The sequence below is a fragment of the Microcoleus sp. B3-A4 genome (assembly GCF_036705385.1).
In the GTDB taxonomy this organism is placed as follows: Bacteria; Cyanobacteriota; Cyanobacteriia; order Cyanobacteriales; family Microcoleaceae; genus Microcoleus.
On sequence record NZ_JAUBUI010000028.1, the window covers coordinates 21,649 to 39,539 of the forward strand.

The window sequence follows — 17,891 nt, forward strand, 5'->3', positions numbered from 1 at the left end:
GCGTCCAAAACCAATAAAAAGAAGAGGATTTGACCTCTTCTTTTTATTGCTGGGGTTTCGGGCTTTTTAAGCACTTTTCTGTTCGCCAAAAATCGACTGCTGCCCTTCTTCAGTCGATATTAAATTCCACCCTTGAACTCTCAGCTTCTGAAATGTTGCCCATCCCTTAGAACCGCCCGGTTCCCGGTAGTCGGATACAGCGAACTGCGGAAAAGCTGTATAAGGCCGCCACGCCTGACGGGCATCGGTACGCAAGTGCAATATCTTTTCTCCATTGCCTCCGAGTCTGGGCAACCAACACATTTGTTTTAGCATATTTAACACTCCAGAGTTTTACAGTAACGGTAATTCGCCAACATCCCACATTAAACTTTTAGAGCCTTAGAGCCACTGCTCGGAATATCTAACGGGTAACAGGGACGAATGAGATTTTCACCAATTACCAATTACTGAGGTAGCAGCAGTCGTTAAAGCTGATTTTGGTTCTACAAAGTTTACCAGTCAAAAACTATAAAACAAGTGTTGCCAAGACATAAGCAAAAATAATCATTGCTATTCTCGGCTCAAACTTGGCTTAAAGTCGCAGGAAAACCCAGTTGAATATAGGATTCATGTTTCTGGTTTCCCTTGCCTTATAATTACAAGCTCATCCTCTCTGTTCCCGCATAAAATGACCTCTTTCTACGGTATTATTCCTGTCCGCTAAAAAATGTTTCTTTAGTTACAAATCTTAAATATTCACCACGATTTATTTAGTTATCAAAAGTTAAATTACTTTTCATACAATACTTCGGACAATTTTGGATAGCCAACCGTAGAATAAGGGTTCAAGGCTCTAAGGCAAGTTCGCTACCAACGGAAAATCTAGGGTTTCAGACTGCAAACTCAAAAGAGTCCGAACTATTTTTCATAAACAGCACTTAATAATTTTTAGTTACTTTAACTACATTTTTGATTAAAAGCAGGTTTAGGATGCCTAGGGGCGCACCTTACTCAATCGCTAGGGTTCGCACTACTAAATCCTGCGGCTGCGCCCCCAAGTACCTTACAACGTAAGAGTTACAGGTTTAACTCTTAAGAACGATGGCCACAGGTTTACCAAATTGTAAAAATCACTACTAATCACGCTTCTAAGTTCTGCAAACCAGGTATTCATGACCGCTGCAATTGAATTCAAACTCTTCGCTCCCAACAACAAAGCAGCTACACTGCGAGGCTCCTTTTCCCAATGGGCAGAAATTCCCTTAGAAAAAGATGACAAAGGTTATTTCCGCACTAACATTAAGTTAGAAGACGGTATTTATCAATACAAATTCCGAGTTCAGTCGCAAAGTCCATGTTTTGAACCGGACGAATGGGTAGAAGTCAATGACCCCTACGCGACTGAAATTGACCGCACTACTGATACAAGTACAGTTCGCATCAAAGCAGGCGCGAGAATTATTGATACCTATTTTTAGCAGCACGACAACAAAGAACTCCCCAATAATGAAGAATTAGTCGTTTACGAAATGCACGTTGCTGATTTTTCCGGGCTGGATGGTTCCGAAAGTGGCGGTAAATTCCAGCAGGTGAGGGAGAAATTAGATTATCTGTGGGGTTTGGGGATAAATGCGATCGAACTAATGCCAGTTAATGAATATCCGGGCGATTATAGCTGGGGCTACAAAGTCCGCGATTTCTTTGCCGTAGAGTCCAGCTACGGCGAAACTGCTGATTTGAAGCAATTGATTGACGAGTGCCACGGACGGGGCATTCGGGTGATTCTGGACGGGATTTACAATCACTGCGATGAAGAATGTCCCTTATTGCTAATCGATCGCAATTATTGGTACTACCGCGACAAACACTATCCCGAAGATCCCGCTAACTACTGGGGATCGGAGTTTAACTACGAAAACTTCGACCCAAAACTCGGCATTCGTCCTGCTTGGAAATTCATCGGCGATGTCGTTAATTTCTGGATTCAAGAATATCATATTGACGGCATTCGCCGGAGATGCAGTGCGATAGTTCGACAATCGAGATTTCCTGCACTGGATAACTCGCGAAGCGAAAAAAACCGCCGACAAAAAGCCATTTTACAACCTAGCAGAACACATTCTCGAACTTCCCAAACTCGTCGCTGCAGACGGGCCGATAGATGGGTGCTGGCACGAAATTTTTCGCATTTTTGCCATAGAAAATCTCGCGGGGGATACTTTCGATATTGAAAAACTCAAGGAAGTTCTAGAACCCAAACAACAAGGCTATCAAAAGGTAACTAATGTTATCCATTATTTAGCCAGTCACGACCGATCGACCGATCGCACTTGCTGGCGGAAGAAAGCTTTCGGACTCTCGACCCAGAAGCTGCTTTGAAACGCGCTAAATTGGGAGCAGTTTTGTTAGTCACAGCAGTAGGAATACCGATGCTGTGGATAGCCCAAGAGTTTGGACAATCCGCTCGGCAAACTCCCAACCAGCCGAATAAACTGCAATGGTCTTTGTTGAAAAATCAGCCAAATCATGAGTTGTTGGAATACTACAAACAGGTGATTCGGCTGAGGGAAAAAGTTCCGGCACTTTATACCGAAAATATTGAATTTATCCACGAAAATGCCGAAGCAAAAGTGCTGGCTTACTGCCGCTGGAGCGATGAGGGAACGCGAGCAGTAGTTGTCGCTAATTTTTCGGATACTTATCTATCTGGTAACAGCATTCCTAAGTTTCCGGCTGCCGAAACTTGGCACGAGTGGATGTATAACAAAATAGTAGAAGTTGGGGAAGAAGGGTTTAAGTTTGATTTGCCGGAATGGTCAGCTCAAGTATTTGTTTGAGAGTGGGAGAATTATGTCTGCAGGCAGATGATCGGCGTAGTTGTACAACAGTAAATTGTATTTAGAACGGGCGCACCAAACTCAACAAACCGGGTTTTTCTACCTAGGTGGATTGCTGTAACGATACTTTTTTGTAAAAAAACTCGGTTTCTGCATCCAAGAGTGCGATCGTAATTCCTGGTATTGACAATAACAATTACAGGGCGACTTGCCAAACGTGAATTAACACGTCAATTAACACGTCAATTAACACAAACTTTGTCGGAGGACAAACTCTATGGGTTGGTTAAAAAGATTGTTTGGTTTAGAAAAACTTGAAAATCAAGAAACTGTTGACGCTCCTGCTTACCAAGCACCTGTAGCTGAAGCTCAAGCTCAAGCTCAGTCTGGTGGGAGCGCTCAAACAATCCCGCCGGAACGCATGGGATTGAATGGAGAATACGATCAAAGCGGTTTAGCTAAACGGGTGGCTCAGGCTTTCGATGCAAATCCAGATGTTGCGGATATTGAGACTGTTTATGTGGCTCAACATGGCACTACGGTGGTTCTCAAAGGTACAGTTCCCAGTCAGGAAATTGTCAGCCGGTTGGTGACAATTGCTAAAGGTGTTAAGGGTGCAACTGGGGTGGAAACCGATCAAGTTTCTGTCGGCTAACGCGACGGTTATTTCTAATAGTTAGCTGTTAGCAGTTAGCAGTTAGCAGTGAACTGTTAACTGTTAACTGCTAACAGTCTTTTTTATCTATTATGGTTTAACTAAAAAATATGACAGGGGAAACCTTAGAACCTACTCGCGGGAAATTAGAACGGACTCTTTCGCAGGGAATTCAAGCTTTGTACCGCTCTCAACTCGGACACTCAACGAGTCAGACGCTCTGCAATCTTTGGGATAACAAATTGATAATAGTTGTCGAAAATGGGCTTACTCAACCCGAAAAACTGCTGGCTCAGAACGGCCAGCAAGATTTGGCGTTGCAGGTGCGGACACAATTAGAATCACTTCTGGAATTGCCACTAAAAGAGTTAATCCAAAAGGTTTTGGGCGTGGGAGTCATTGATTTGCTCCGGGGTGCGACCTTGGAAACTGGCCGCACTGGAACGATCGCAATTTTGGCCTCTGCACCTCAAGTTCGTGATTCTAATTATAAATCTACAACTCAACCAAAAGCATTTGAGAGTTGACGTGCTGGCGGATAATTCTTTCTAAATCTTTGATGTTAAAAGGTTTGGAAAGGTAGTCCACGCAGCCGGATTCGAGAATTCGAGCCCGGTCTTCTGGTTTTGCTAGTGCTGTGACAGCAACAACCGGAATATGTCTGAGTTCGGGGTTTTCTTGGACGCGCCTTACTACTTCCATACCGTCTATATCCGGCAAGCAAATGTCGAGTACGATTAGGTCGGGAGGTCGATCGACTGCTGCTGAAATAGCTGCATACCCGTCAACGGCTCCCATGCACTCGCAGCCGCATAAATCGAGTATTTGTGTCAGCAGCTCTAAGTTGTCGTGATTGTCGTCTACAGCCAACACTAAGGGACGCTGGTCTAGCGCCGGTTGACCGCTATTTACAAACGAGGATTCCAATTTATTGTTCCAGTGAGGGTAGTTCATAAATGCCGAACGAAACGATCAAAAAATTTGCCCCCGAGGCATTCTTCAAGTGGCGCTGTGGCACTTGAAACAGATTGGCTCGTATTTGTAGCTCTCCGAAGACCAGTTTTTGGTCTAAGCCGATACAATATCGCTACAAGGTGCCGGCAAAACGACCGCAGTGGATTAACCCCATAGCATCTGCTTATTCTACCTCTTCTAGCGCCAATTACCAACAGAGGCGCTCTTGGCGTCAGCCTTGGTAAAAGTACGCAATAACTACGAAAAATCTTACCAATAAAGCATCCTCGCTTAATAGCATTTCATACTGGCGACAGCTTTTTAGGATATTAACCACATTAGACATGGGTTCCCCTAGACGGATCTATCTAAAGGAAGATTATAGCGGACACTTAAGTTTTCTAACTTCCACCTGCTGAGAGATACTTGATTACTCTACTTTAGACTTCAATGTTTTTAAGTAGTAAATCACAATTTAAGCCAGTAAAAAAATTTAGTTTTTACATGAGCTTTACCGGATATTAACCTAGGAGGTTTTAATGACAATTCCAATCAGAGACGACCTGACTTACATTTTGCTCAAAAAGATTGGCAGCGGCAACGGCAGGGGAGAGTCGGAAATTAGGAATGCAGCGGAAGAATATGTCGGTCACCCGGTGGCAGAAGCGGAATTGCTCGGTCATTTGGACTACCTCAACCAAAGAGAATTTATCAAAGCGGAGTTTAGTGGCGAGCCTTATGGAGGAACTGAGTTATTGCCGCCTTTAGTGGCATTTCAAGAAGCCGAGTTAACAGAAAAAGGCCGCAAACTGTTACACAAAATGGAGACGAATCCTCCGACCTCGCTCCACCACGAAGGATCGGCAGTTCCTATCGCTTCAAAGGATATGCCGTTTTTGGAAAAAGTGTTGGTAAACGGTCACTTGGAGGATATTTTTGATGCCCGCGACATTACCGAAGTAGTGTACCGGGTCATGCGCGATGTGATGACAAAAGATGCCATCGAACACGTGGAATCTGAATTGCACAAAGAAGTTTTGCCTACGGATGACAAAACCCTGCAACAAGAAATAGCAGACCTCTGGAAAGATACCAATCCGCTGGTGGGATTGCTCAGCCGGATACGTCAGCCTTTGACCGGCCCGCCTGCACCTGCGGGGATCGATGGCAATTTGTTTGCACGGAGGGTGGAACTAGAAGGCTCACTTCCTTCGGGAGTAAAACCGGAAACTGCGATCGCGGCTGTATTTTCGGCAACGAAGGATGAGCTGTCCGAGGAGCGAATTCAGGAAATAGCTGGCTTTTTGCCGGACAGAATTCGGGAAATGTGGGAGTCGGCTTAACAAGACCTTTTAAGGTATAAATACTTACCAGCCGGGTTGACCAACCAGTATTCTCCCTGCCGAGGGCAGAATACTGTTTGGTCAACCCGGTTTCTCTATACCTTTTGTCTGGTAGCTCTGCAACTGCTTTGTAGTGAGGACTTGAGTCCCGATCGAACTCGATCGGACTTGAGTCCTCACTCATTGTCAGATCGCTCTTTTCTTGCCTTGTAAGTGCTGTGAAAAACCCGGTTTATCACCCCAATTTGTCTAAAAACCAAAAATATCCCCAGAAACCGAGTTTGGCGATCTTGGGTTGGGTCAAGCCCCTAGACAGAGGCAAAGTGTTGTAATGTATAATACAGGGCAACTTAAGACGGTGGCTCGCAAAAATGCTGTCAACAGCCCGGGAGATCAAAAGGCATGACCCGCACCAAAGCTAGACAAATGTCACGATCGACTTTACAACAAGAGATTTTACTCAATCGAATTACTAATCGCATCCGCAACTCTTTAGAACTCCAAGAGATTTTGACGACAACTGCCCGAGAAATCCGCAGCTTTTTAGATAGCGATCGAGTAAAAGTTTATCGCTTTGAGACCGACGGTAGCGGTGAGGTGATTGCTGAGTCCATCAACGGCCACAAGTTGCCATCTATGCTGGGTTTGCGCTTTCCAGCAGGCGACATTCCCCAGAGTGCTCGGGAAATGTTTCTCAAAGCGCGCCAGCGAGTGATTGTAGATGTGGAATTGAAGCATCAAACAATTAATCGGTTAGATTGTCCCGAAACCGGCAAAACTTTAGCAGTTGAAGATATTAGCTATAGTCCTGTAGACCCCTGTCACGCTCAATATCTGAAGGCTATGGGGGCGCGTTCTTCTCTGACGGTGCCGATTTTGCATCAAAATCAGCTTTGGGGGCTGTTGGTGTCTCACCACAGCCAACCGAAACGGTTTAGCGATCGAGAATTGAAAATGGTGCAGTTGCTTGTCGATCAACTTTCAATTGCGATCGCCCAATCTTTTCTGCTGAGTCAAGCTAGACAGCAAGCGCGTGACGAAGCCGTGATCAACCAAATTACCAGTTTGCTGCATTCTCCTCTGGAACTCAACGAAATTCGGAAATCAGTTCTCGAACAAACTGTCAAGCATTTGCATGGTTCGGGAGGGCGACTCTACCTTGCCGCCGAGTTTGGCGATCGGCCCGCTTTGCTTTATACCTGTGGCGAGCAGCCCGCTGACATCGACCTTGAACTCAGCCCGTTTTGGCAGCAGATTATGGGGAGGGTCAACGAAGACGATCGAGCACAAACTGCTAATCATACCAGCCAAGTAGGTATTTTTGAAAATCTATATTCCCAGCACTACAGCTCAATTGACACAAATATTCCCAGTTTTCTCGTACCGCACTTGTACGCGATTTCCGATATTTCTAAAGAACCTCAACTTAAATCTGTATCTGCCAATTTAGTCGCAGCTTCCATTCGTTCATTTTTGGCAGTACCGCTGCAATACCGCCAACAGTGCATCGGCTGTCTCACCGTTTTTCGCAGCCCTATAGAAACAGAAATTTTGTGGGCGGGCCGTTGCAGTTCGGACGCCCGGAACGATCGCCCCCGACAGTCCTTTGCAGCTTGGAAAGAAATCAAAACAGGCGAAGCTCAAAAGTGGACTAGCGAAGAACAGAAGCTAGCACAATCTTTAGGAACTCACCTGTACATGGCTGCAATGCAGAGGCGCGTCGAGGCGATGATCCGACATCAAGCTTCTCACGATCCATTAACTGGTTTACCTAATAGATTACTCTTTAATGAAAGGCTGTCTTTAGCTTTAGCTAGCGCTCACCAAAATGGAGAAATGCTGGCGGTAATCTTTCTAGATTTAGATAGATTTAAAAATGTTAACGATACTCTCGGTCACCCAGTGGGCGATTTGTTGCTGCAAAGTGTATCTCGGCGTTTGACTCACTGTTTGCGCGTGGGGGATTCGATGGCTCGTTGGGGCGGAGATGAATTTACTGTGCTGCTGTACAATATCAACAGCCCAGAGGAAGCAACTAAAATTTGCCAGCTAATTATCCAGAGTTTAAGCAGTCCTTTTGATTTTGAGGGTCTGGAACTTTATATTAAGGCTAGCTTGGGAATTGCTTTGGCTCCTTATGACGGAGAAGATGCAGAAACTTTGCTGAAAAATGCTGATGCTGCGATGTACAAAGCTAAACAGAAAGGTCGCAATAATTATAAGTTTTACACAAAGGCGATCGGCAGTAAAGTCTCCGAGGATCTTAACTTAGAAAATCATCTTTACAAAGCTCTAAAAAATTCTGAGTTTGTGCTGCACTATCAGCCGCAAATAAACTTAAAGACTGGCAAAATAGTGGGCCTGGAAGCTTTGATTCGCTGGGAACATCCCGAACGCGGTTTGATTTCTCCCGATCGATTTATTCCCTTAGCTGAGGAAACAGGATTAATCTGCCAAATTGACGAATGGGTGATGCGGACTGCTTGCTTGCAAAATCGAGCGTGGCAGTTACTGGGATTACCGCCGATGCGGATAGCGGTGAATTTATCAGCCCGGCAGTTTCTGCAACCTCACACGGTACAAACCATAGCTGAAATTTTATTGGAAACCCAGTTAAATCCCGAGTATTTAGAAATAGAAATTACCGAGAGCATTGCCATGACAGATGTGAGCTTTACTGTGTCGGTATTGCAGCAGTTGCAGGACATGGGAATTCACATTTCTCTGGACGATTTTGGCACCGGTTATTCTTCGCTGTGGTCTCTGAAAAACTTTCCCCTCAATAATTTAAAAATAGACAAATCTTTCGTGGCCGATTTGGTGACCGGCAGCAGCGGTGCTACTATTGTGAAACTGGCGATCGCCTTGGGACAAGGCCTGAATTTACAGGTGATTGCTGAGGGAGTGGAAACAGCAGAACAGTTGGCGTTTTTGCGATCGCATCACTGCGATATGGGTCAGGGTTACTTCTTTAGCAAACCAATACCGGCGGCGGCTATAACCCAATTGTGCTTAGAAAATCAATCTGGGAAATAATATCGATTCCAGTTTCACCGTCCGTGACTGTTGACTGTTGACTCACAGTGAACAGTCAACAGTCAACAGTCAACAGTCAACATCATTCCGGTGTAACCGGAAATGATATTACTGCCAAACAAACACTTTCGCTTCGTATTCCGGCAAGTCAATCATAATATTGTCATCGCCCGATTCAATATCATAATTCCCTGTCCATTCGTGCCAAGTTCCGTTGGCCGGGAAGTGGGGCACGCTGTAACCTGCTAAATAATTTTCCGACATATTCGCCACTACTACAACTCTCGAACCTTCATCGTTCCAGCGAGTGTAAGCAAAAACTTTCGAGTCGGGGTCTTCGTGGAAAAAGTCGATGTTTTCTGTGTAAAGTGCCTGGTTATTTTTACGCAGGTGAATCAAGCCTTTGTAGTATTCCCACAAACCTTTATTCAGGTCATTTCCTAGCAGCGTCCAGTCAATTTTAGATTGCTCAATTGTTTTGGGTTTGTATTCGCCAAATTCTTCGCCCATCCAAATCAGCGGCACGCCAACTGCTGTCATTAACAGTACAGTTCCCAACTTCGCCCGCTTGAAGGCGGCTTCATCCAAAATGCCGCGCGAACCCAATTCGGCAAAAAGGCGATCGTGGTCGTGATTGCTCAAATAATTAACTACATTCGTAGCACCCAAGTAACCTTGCCGCTTGCAGTCGATTACCTCTTTGAGCCGTTCTAAATCAAAATTGTCGCCGCAGAGTTGTGGAATTAGGGAGTGATAGAAACTGTCGTGCCAGCAGCCGTCCATCGGCCCGTCTAGATTCGTGATGCTGGGATTGTCGGGAATGTATTCGGCAACGGTGTAAAACGGTTTGGGGCCGGCGACACTTTTGGCTTCTTGAACGATCCAGTGCATGAAATCGTAGTTAGCAATTTGTCGCGCCGCGTCGAAACGAATGCCGTCGAGATGATATTCTTGAATCCAGAAGCGGACTGTATCGCCAGCAAATCTGCGTGCGGGGAAAGTTCCTAAGTTTTCGTCGTAGAATTCGTAGTTAAATTCCGGGCCCCAATTGTTGTCTGCATCGCGGGGTTCGTGGTGAAACCAATAATCGTGATCGATTTGAGTGAGGGGGCTCGATGCTTCCGCGTGGTTGTAAATCCCGTCGATGATGACGCGAATGCCGCGCCCGTGACACTCGTCTATCAGGTTTTTGAGTTCTTCTGTGGTTCCGTAGCTGGACTCGGCAGCGAAGAAGTAGCGGGGGTTGTAGCCCCAACTGTAGTCCCCTGGGTATTCTTTGAGGGGCATGAGTTCGATCGCGTTGACGCCGAGTTCGACTAGGTAATCGAGTTTTTCGACGACGTGCTTGTACTGGCCGCGGGCCAGGGGATCGGCTTCGCCGCCGGAAAAGTCAGCAACGTGCATTTCGTAAATCACTAATTCCCGATCGGCCGGTAGCGGTTTATCGTCGTGTTTCCAGACGTAGGTATCGATAATGCGATCGCCGTCTTTGATCCGAACCAGGCCGTTTTGAGTAGGATCGTCGATGTCAGTCGCGTAGGGATCGACTATATCTACCCACTGATCCGCTTCCACAAACCAGCTTTTCGACTGAACGCGGAATTTGTATTGATAAACGCCATCCTCCAACTCAACTCGCGTGCGGAAAAAACCCTCTTCGTCCTTTTCCATCGGAATCCCTTCCCAATTAGAAAAAGAGCCAATCAAGGCAGCTCCTTTGTTGTAGGGAGCAAATAATTTGAATTCAATTGGAGCGGCCATAATACCTCTTTCTAAAATATTTCAGTAGTAGTTGATACTTTTAATTTCGCAACTTTAAGCGAACTCAGCATCGCTCTGCGGATATAATTTCTTTAAGGCTTAACTATTCCTAAAAGTATCGTAATCTGGCCTGGGTCTGCGCCTTTTATGAAGTGATATCGCGCAATATTGGCAGTGGGAGCGAAATTTATCTAACTGGGGATCGCTCAACAATAAGTATTAGTAATATGCTATTTTTTTAGCATCTATCTTAAGGTATATTTACTTTTTTTTAAAAGTGAAGAAAATATCTGTACTGGGATAGATGCGGGTTTAAACTTTATCAATTTTTTAACAACCAATAATTGCTCGGCTGGTGCACACTGCCTGCGATAATTTTTTGGTAATAATTAGTCAGTCGGTGTGCACTGCACACCCTAAATCAGTGGCCGTAAGGTGCGCTGGGCGCACCCTACTTTTAACTTGATTTTGCCTGACGATCAGGCTTCATCCAACCAAGCCAGAACGCAGGGCGAGAACGGCAGCCTGAGTGCGGTCATCAGCACACAACTTGTTCAAAATATTGCGGACGTGAGTCTTGACTGTACCGACAGTAATGTAAAGCTTTTCGGCGATTGCCGCATTGCTGTAACCCTGCACGATCAGTTCCAAAACCTCTAATTCCCGTTCGGTTAAAGGGTAAGTCTCAATGATGTGACTAAACTCGGGTTCGGCAGCCTTAATTGTGACTCTTTTGCCCTCAGCCTTCGGTTCTTCCGGCGCGGACTCTTGAGTGCGAGCTTGTTTCAGGACGATGCGGGCGATCGCCGGATCGATCCAAGAGTTACCTTCGTGAGTTACTTTTACTACATCTAATAACTGATCGAAGCTAATATCTTTCATGCAGTAAGAGTCAGCTCCGGCGGCAAAAGCTGCCAAAACTTCTTCTTCATTGTCCTGAAAAGTCAGAATCAAAATTTTGGTATCCGGATCGGACTCCGCTACCGTTTTTTTGAACTTTTGTGTCAATTCAATGCCATCAAAATCCGGCAGCCCAATATCTACAATTGCCACGTCAGGTTTTGAAGACTGAAGCAGTTTCAATCCCTCAGTAGCGTTAGCGGCATCCCCGACAACTTCTATCGTGTCACGCTGTTGTAGAGCTGTGCGGATGCCGACTCTTGTCAGGTCGTGGTCTTCTATCAAAGCAACGCGAATTTTACTCATCTTTCTTCCAATAGTCCAGTAAACTTTAAAAATATCGTCAACTGACTCAGCTAAACTGAGAAAATTTGAGAATGTGTCCTGATTTAGGGTTTTACAGGCTGCACATCATTTTTAAGCATACTCATGTAGCCGCCAACAATGCAAGTTAATTTTTAAGTTATTTTGCGGCGATGCCTGCACGAGCCCGATCGGGACAGGTAAGCTCTCAATGTTTCAACAGTTTAACTGAATTATCTCATTGTCCGCCCGTTGATAGAGGTAAAGATACCACTACCCATATAAATTTAAAGTATAAAAAATTTTGATGCACTTGGCTCGTCAAAATCAATAAAGCTAGCAGCACGAGTCTTTAGCCGGTGTTAGGGCTTAAGTCCAATGCTTATTTATATAACCTGTTATGACTCAGTATCCCCGCAATAAGTCTTTTCAGTCGGAGTTTTCCGGCTCTGAAATCTTACACAAAGTATCTGAAATAACATCCCCCCAACCGCAAGTTTGCGACTCCCAAACTCCGGACGATCGCTTGTGGGAGGCAAATCCTTATATAGTTTGGAAAGCATATGCCGACGGGTGGGTGACTTATTTAGGTCAGGGCTGGGAGGAATATACGGGGGTACCAGCAGCAGCAGCTTTGGGTTTCGGCTATCTGGCGCAGATCCACCCAGAAGACCGTTCTCGTCTGTTGGCGAGATCGCAGGCTTCTAAGTTCCCGCCAGCAAGTTACGAAATTATATTTCGTCTGCGGACGCGGCAGGGCACTTACCGCTGGAATCTGGCGAGAGCAACGCCCGCTAATCCCGACAGCCAGGAAGTTCTAGAATGGGTGGGAACCTACACAGATATGGACGCGCTCCAACAAACTCAACCCGAACCCCAAGCAGAACCAGAATTTTTGCCCCATCAAGCGCCCTCGGAAGCCAATTTCACAGCAGAAAAGTTGTGTGAAGCCGGGACGGTAAGGGACAGGGGGCTGGATTTGCACGCGATCGAGCGGTTTACAAATCTGTTGAGCCAGCGCGCTGGTAACTTGGGTCAGTTGTTGCAAGGCATTGCGGACGCGACTGTAGAGGCGATCGCAGGAGCTGAATATTGCCTAGTTGCTCTGCTGGAGTGCGATTGCAGCGGTCTCAAACTCAGCGCTGTCGGGGGTACGGAAAACTTTGCTGGGGGCAAAACCCCGCACTTGCAAAACAAGCTGCTGTGGAAAGCATTTGCGACGGGAGAGGCTGTACTGTTGCGGTCGGAGTCGAGCGACGGCTTGCTGCCGGCGGCGGCTTGTGCTGCGGCGATCGAGTCTGAGCCAAGCGGGCGTTTGGGCGTGTTGGCCATCGGCAACGGCAAAGACAGGACGGCGATTGACACCCATACTCAGCAACTGCTGGCGGTGATGGGAAAACAAGCTGCGATCGCGATTAACAACGCGCGGGCGATCGAAATATTAAAAAAACAGGAACAGCTTTTAGACTTGCAAAACGACCTGCTAATTCGCCAGCAGGAAGAACTGGAAAATCAGGGGCGACGCATTCAACAGCAAAAATTGCAACTGCTAGAAGCAGCGAAGTTAAAATCGCAATTTTTGGGCATTATGTCCCACGAATTGCGAACTCCCATGAATTCGATTATCGGCTTTTCCCAATTGCTGCTGCGCCAGCACAAACAACTGCTGACCCCCCAGCAAACAGAAATGGTGGGGCGCATTTTACATAACGGCAAAAACCTGCTACTGCTAATTAACGATATCCTCGACCTCTCCAAAATCGAAAGTGGTCGCACAGAATTAAAAATTGAAAAATTTCATTTAGGGCATTTAGTAATGGATGTCGCCCGGGAATTCGGAAATCAAGCCACCGATAAGAACGTGGCAATGGCCGTCAGCGTCTGCTTGCAGGATCAGTTTATACTTAATGACAAGTTGCGCCTGCGGCAAATTTTGGTCAATCTCGTTTCCAACGCGGTTAAATTCACGCATGAGGGCAGCATTTACATTGAGGTGCGGCAATTAAATTGCGATCGGCTAAGTATAACCGTTCGGGATACAGGAATCGGCATCTGTGAAAAGTATCTTCCCCACATTTTCGACAAGTTCCACCAAGGCGACCAAACCACAACTCGCCACTATCCAGGCACCGGTTTAGGACTAGCTCTTTGTGCTTCTTTAGTCAAGATGCTCGACGGTACAATTACTGCCGAAAGTCAACCCAAAAAAGGTTCGATATTTCGGATGGAATTCCCGCGAAAACTTTACCCTAAAAAACTCACTGGCTGACTGAAAACCTTTTTTTTAGAACTTCTGAAAAATAGGACTGTATATAGATTATAGGGGAGCATCTGTAGGGAAACGCCCAGACCTAAGTCCGGCGCGGGGTGCTTCGACTTTCAATAATTGGTATAAGATTCATGATTAGAGTTCTTGCAAAAGTCAAATTCACGCCCCGCAATTCCCCCCTTATTAAGAGGGTAAACCAGAATAATCCTGCCTCCTCTCTTCCCTTTGAATCAGAGAAGTGTTCCCAATAGGGCGGGTGGAGTGAAAGTAGTTCGCTCAGTTGAAATGTGCTGTAGCAAGACTTTGTTAAACTGGTATTATATTTACAGGAAATTGCTTATCTCAAGAGTGGTGTAATAGTCAGGGCGAGCGGTTGTTTCGCGATCGCTCGCCCTGACATACTATACTCATGCAACTAAAAAAAGCAAGTATTAAAACCGGATTTAGTATACAAACCTGCGGACACAGTGAGGTTTATTTATGTCCGCTAATCATAGAAAACCGGCTTTTAATGTCTCCTTTATTCTTCAGTCTGCGGAGGACGTTAGGCGAAGATCAGTCGATCCGCAGGCTGCGTTTGACTCTCTGCTGCGGTTTGAACCGCCGAGTTTTATCTACAGACTAGAAGTTTTCCCTACTTCGGCCTGAGTAGCAATTGGTTTAACATCGGTGTAGCCCATAGTATTAGCTACGTCGCGCAGCACTGTTATTTGCTGTTCAAACTCAAGACCTTCAATTTGACCCAACACGCCATTGACAGCCTCAGTTGCCTCATATCCTTCGGGGATATCGACAATTGTTTCTCCCATACCAATAGCCCAAGCATACCAAACAACCAACTGATTGTTAGCAGTTAAAGCTCCGTAAGCGTGAGAATACGGCGTGTCGTCGCCGTTGACAATACCGCGCATTATATTCAGTTGTTGGTCATGGGAAAGCTTGTAAAAATCATCAAGCAGCATGGGAGCTAATTGTGGGTCGGCGGCGGCGGGAGCGGCTGGTGTAACTGAATCTCCCATTTTTTCATAAACAAAGTAGAGCAGCGCCAGTTTTTCATCTGTACCCAACCCGTTGATTGCCTGAACTATGTTTTGAGTTTCGTTGGAGAGAGAGTGAGGATTGGTCGCGGCGGGTGAGTTCATAAATAAAATTCCTTAAAAATGTTTCCAGAATATATAAGTATCAAGATTTGTAAGTGCAAGTCACCATCCCCTAGAGGTAATACCATTTGAGATTTGAGATTTGAGATTTGAGATTAAACAATGGGGAATGGCTGAGTATGTATGGGTTTGGAGCTTGCCTAAAGTTGCATTATTTTCAGAAAGTGGTGTAATGTTAACACACCACCCTAGAATAAATCATCCTTAAGATAGAAGCCAACGATACATCTGCGGGTAGATGAAAAAGCCTGGGCTTCAAGTAATAATTGATACAGTGCATTGTTAAATAAAACTAGCAAGGAGTCGGCTATGTCTGAAATCAATCCAGAAGTCAATAACATTGAAAACTTTGACGCTCAGCAGATCACTGAAAGCGCGGAAGCTGGAGAACAAAAGTTGCCGACCGTTAATGTATCAGCAGACTACGAAGCTTCAAAAGAATTCAGCGTTAGTGACATCGATCGCACGAGTGCCGGCGCCGAAGCTGCCGCCGCTGCAACTGCACCTAAATTTCCTATTCCCGCCCCTACAGATAATATTGCAAAGCCTGCAGATACAAGCGGCAATCCCAATGATTTTCGTTCGATGGCTCACGACATTACGCCTGCAGGTACACCGGGCGAAGTTACCGACGATTTGATGCAGAAAGCGATCGATCTTGGGACTCCTGGCAGTTAATTTAGAAATTCTCCATCCTCGATGCAAAAGCTCTGTATTGTAGGGTGCTGATGGCGCGCCTTACCCCTATAATTCGCGCGTCAAATCACTTTTTGCATAAATCCTGAATTGTTAAGTGAGTGCACGATAAGCTGCAATACAGTAGGGACACAACACTGTTGTGTCCTTAAAGCATTAGTTTTAAGTCTTTCTAATCGCTTAATTTTAAGTGGATCGCCCGACAAATTTTGCCGACAGTGCGATCGCCCAAAATTTCAATTACTAAATCCACCCGATCGCCCTCCTCAACGATCGACTTAATAAATAACTCGGGATGCAGCGCTTTCCAGAAATATTCGACAAACCGATTAATTTCAGCTTCTGACATTCCCGACTTCCCCGTCGCCATCATTTCCCGTTCCGCCTGATTGCGCCACACTTGAGAAAGGCGATAATCTTGGGGATACAAAACCATCAACCGATCTAATCGGTTCCACAGCGGCAGATAGTCGTGCAGCTTTGCATTCATATCGCGCGCAAACTGACAGTCGCTTTCTGTAGAAATCGGAAACGGTGCACCCGCCAAAAACTCGTTTAATTTGGCATCAAGCACCGGATTCACCCCGACAAACCAACCTTCAAAAAGTACAATATCCGCACCGGAAATAATTTCGGGTTGACTTCTATCTCCTGCACCTGCGTAGGCGGATTTGTCAAACCTGGGAATTTCTATATTTTTATTAATTATATCCGGTTTGATGGCATCAGATTTGGGATGGTCAACTGCTGCTAAATTGCGAGTTTGAGAACCGCGCAACTTGTCTAAAACTGCGATTCCCAAGTCAATATCGTGAGTGCCGGGGGGGCCGCGCCAAATTAAACGCGGGTCTGCTTTTTGGAGTTGTTGGCGATCGGCATAAGTCTTGTAAAGATCGTCTAAAGAAAGGCTGACAGTAGAATATCCCAATTTTGCCAGAATCAGCCTCAAAACTTGGCATAAAGTAGTTTTTCCCGTTCCTTGCCCCCCTAAAATTCCTTGAATTAAAGGACGGTTTAAACTTTGTTTGGCCGTCGATAATTGCATTGCCAGCGGCAGCCAAAGATTCCACAAAGTTTCGAGAAAAACATTTGACTTTAGCGGGAAAGTATGCAGTTCGTCAAGAAGAGAAAAGAATAAATCGGTTTTGCAGCGGACAACATCGGCTGCATTGTCGGGAGTAATGCCAAAAGCGCGCGCTCGCAAATCATCTGCAAGTTCCCAAAAAGCCAGGTGCTCGAAGTCGGGCGCGGTGGGGCGATCGCCGGCTTGCCACCGATGTAAAATTTCAACAGGCGTTACAGTCGATCGATCCATCTTCTCAAAAGTCTTGATGCCAAAGCGGGTTTTGTACAAATCCTATCTGCAATTGACAAATATTTGACCCCACTCAAAACGGATACAAGCCCCAACTCGGGTCGTGGAGAGTTCAAAAATTCCGACCTTAGTTCAAATTAAGATTTTTTTAAGAACACGTTTATGTAAATACTATCTACAGCAGACAAATATTTCACCATTTTTTAAGAACCTAGTTTGAAAGCCTCGACAAATAAATTGTAAGTCAGACCAATTTTCAGAGCATTGAGCATCTCCACCCACAAAGAACCTGCCGCAGGCCGCGGGCCGCCGTAAACCAGCCAGTTCACCAACTCGGTCAACAACACCAACAGCCCGGCCGCGATAATATCCCAATCCGCAGATTGTCCCGCAATGGTCGAAATAGCTGTTCCCAAAAAAGTGCCGAACAGCAGGCTAATTAGCAGGAGCGAAATCCGCCGCCAAGGATTGCTCAGCCAGCCTCGGAAGCGATCGCCCAGAACATCAATCAATCTGTTAATTCGGGTATTCTGCATAAAAGTTATACCATTTGAGATGAGATATTAGAGATTGGAGATGGGGAATCACTGATAACTACTGGGGTTTGGAGAACTGGCTTATAGTGGCATTCTTTTTTTAAACAGGTATTAAAAGTTATACCCATGAGTAAACAAATGCCC

The 17,891-nt window shown here is 45.6% G+C and carries 16 protein-coding genes; 9 read left to right on the top strand and 7 right to left on the bottom strand.

Annotated features, from left to right (window positions below; translation table 11 throughout):
* Positions 1-66 precede the first annotated feature (66 nt).
* Positions 67-315: a hypothetical protein gene (locus tag QUB33_RS13590; RefSeq protein ID WP_190662808.1), complete on the bottom strand. Its 249-nt coding sequence runs from the start codon at positions 313-315 to the stop codon at positions 67-69.
* Between the two features lie 839 nt (positions 316-1,154).
* Between QUB33_RS13590 and QUB33_RS13595 the strand changes: the two genes are divergently transcribed.
* The 5 genes from QUB33_RS13595 to QUB33_RS13615 all read left to right on the top strand — a co-directional run bounded on the left by QUB33_RS13595 (position 1,155) and on the right by QUB33_RS13615 (position 4,001).
* Positions 1,155-1,460 carry a glycogen-binding domain-containing protein gene (locus QUB33_RS13595; protein WP_333351166.1) on the top strand — a complete coding sequence of 102 codons (306 nt, stop codon included), beginning with the start codon at positions 1,155-1,157 and terminating at the stop codon, positions 1,458-1,460.
* Between the two features lie 51 nt (positions 1,461-1,511).
* Positions 1,512-2,213 (top strand): alpha-amylase family glycosyl hydrolase, encoded by a 702-nt coding sequence (locus QUB33_RS13600; RefSeq protein WP_333351167.1) that lies wholly within the window; start codon positions 1,512-1,514, stop codon positions 2,211-2,213.
* Positions 2,214-2,312: 99 nt separating this feature from the next.
* On the top strand, positions 2,313-2,819 hold the full coding sequence (locus tag QUB33_RS13605) for an alpha amylase C-terminal domain-containing protein (RefSeq protein ID WP_333351168.1): 507 nt from the start codon (positions 2,313-2,315) through the stop codon (positions 2,817-2,819).
* Positions 2,820-3,096: 277 nt separating this feature from the next.
* The gene (locus QUB33_RS13610; protein WP_333351169.1) at positions 3,097-3,474 is read left to right on the top strand and encodes a BON domain-containing protein; all 378 of its coding nucleotides are present in this window, start codon (positions 3,097-3,099) and stop codon (positions 3,472-3,474) included.
* A gap of 110 nt (positions 3,475-3,584) precedes the next feature.
* Positions 3,585-4,001: a DUF2294 domain-containing protein gene (locus tag QUB33_RS13615; protein WP_333351170.1), complete on the top strand. Its 417-nt coding sequence runs from the start codon at positions 3,585-3,587 to the stop codon at positions 3,999-4,001.
* Here QUB33_RS13615 and QUB33_RS13620 read toward each other — a convergent pair.
* Complete coding sequence (locus QUB33_RS13620) at positions 3,970-4,428, bottom strand: response regulator (RefSeq protein ID WP_333351171.1); 459 nt, start codon at positions 4,426-4,428, stop codon at positions 3,970-3,972. The genes QUB33_RS13615 and QUB33_RS13620 overlap by 32 nt on opposite strands.
* Before the next feature lie 539 nt (positions 4,429-4,967).
* On the opposite strand from QUB33_RS13620, the gene QUB33_RS13625 reads away from it, so the two are divergent.
* Together QUB33_RS13625 and QUB33_RS13630 are read left to right on the top strand one after the other, a co-directional pair.
* Positions 4,968-5,771 (top strand): DUF2267 domain-containing protein, encoded by an 804-nt coding sequence (locus QUB33_RS13625; RefSeq protein ID WP_333351172.1) that lies wholly within the window; start codon positions 4,968-4,970, stop codon positions 5,769-5,771.
* Positions 5,772-6,173: 402 nt separating this feature from the next.
* Entirely contained in the window at positions 6,174-8,807 is a 2,634-nt protein-coding gene (locus QUB33_RS13630; protein ID WP_445299522.1) for an EAL domain-containing protein, read from the top strand.
* A 108-nt stretch (positions 8,808-8,915) separates the two neighbouring features.
* Here the strand turns inward: QUB33_RS13630 and QUB33_RS13635 are convergent, their stop codons facing one another.
* Both QUB33_RS13635 and QUB33_RS13640 read right to left on the bottom strand, forming a co-directional pair.
* On the bottom strand, positions 8,916-10,568 hold the full coding sequence (locus QUB33_RS13635; protein ID WP_333351174.1) for an alpha-amylase family glycosyl hydrolase: 1,653 nt from the start codon (positions 10,566-10,568) through the stop codon (positions 8,916-8,918).
* A 486-nt stretch (positions 10,569-11,054) separates the two neighbouring features.
* Complete coding sequence (locus tag QUB33_RS13640; protein ID WP_190662814.1) at positions 11,055-11,774, bottom strand: response regulator transcription factor; 720 nt, start codon at positions 11,772-11,774, stop codon at positions 11,055-11,057.
* Between the two features lie 397 nt (positions 11,775-12,171).
* Here QUB33_RS13640 and QUB33_RS13645 point away from each other — a divergent pair, with 397 nt between their 5' ends.
* A complete protein-coding gene (locus QUB33_RS13645; protein ID WP_333351175.1) occupies positions 12,172-14,040 on the top strand; it encodes a PAS domain-containing sensor histidine kinase in 1,869 nt (622 codons plus the stop codon).
* Positions 14,041-14,654: 614 nt separating this feature from the next.
* On the opposite strand, the gene QUB33_RS13650 is transcribed toward QUB33_RS13645, so the two are convergent.
* Positions 14,655-15,182, bottom strand: coding sequence for an orange carotenoid protein N-terminal domain-containing protein (locus QUB33_RS13650; protein ID WP_333351176.1), 528 nt, complete (start codon positions 15,180-15,182; stop codon positions 14,655-14,657).
* Positions 15,183-15,509: 327 nt separating this feature from the next.
* Here QUB33_RS13650 and QUB33_RS13655 point away from each other — a divergent pair, with 327 nt between their 5' ends.
* Positions 15,510-15,878, top strand: coding sequence for a hypothetical protein (locus QUB33_RS13655; RefSeq protein WP_333351177.1), 369 nt, complete (start codon positions 15,510-15,512; stop codon positions 15,876-15,878).
* A 190-nt stretch (positions 15,879-16,068) separates the two neighbouring features.
* Here QUB33_RS13655 and QUB33_RS13660 read toward each other — a convergent pair whose 3' ends face one another.
* Together QUB33_RS13660 and QUB33_RS13665 are read right to left on the bottom strand one after the other, a co-directional pair.
* Positions 16,069-17,211, bottom strand: coding sequence for a glycerate kinase (locus tag QUB33_RS13660; protein WP_333351199.1), 1,143 nt, complete (start codon positions 17,209-17,211; stop codon positions 16,069-16,071).
* Positions 17,212-17,414: 203 nt separating this feature from the next.
* Positions 17,415-17,747, bottom strand: coding sequence for a DUF565 domain-containing protein (locus tag QUB33_RS13665; protein ID WP_333138997.1), 333 nt, complete (start codon positions 17,745-17,747; stop codon positions 17,415-17,417).
* Between the last annotated feature and the right edge of the window lie 144 nt (positions 17,748-17,891).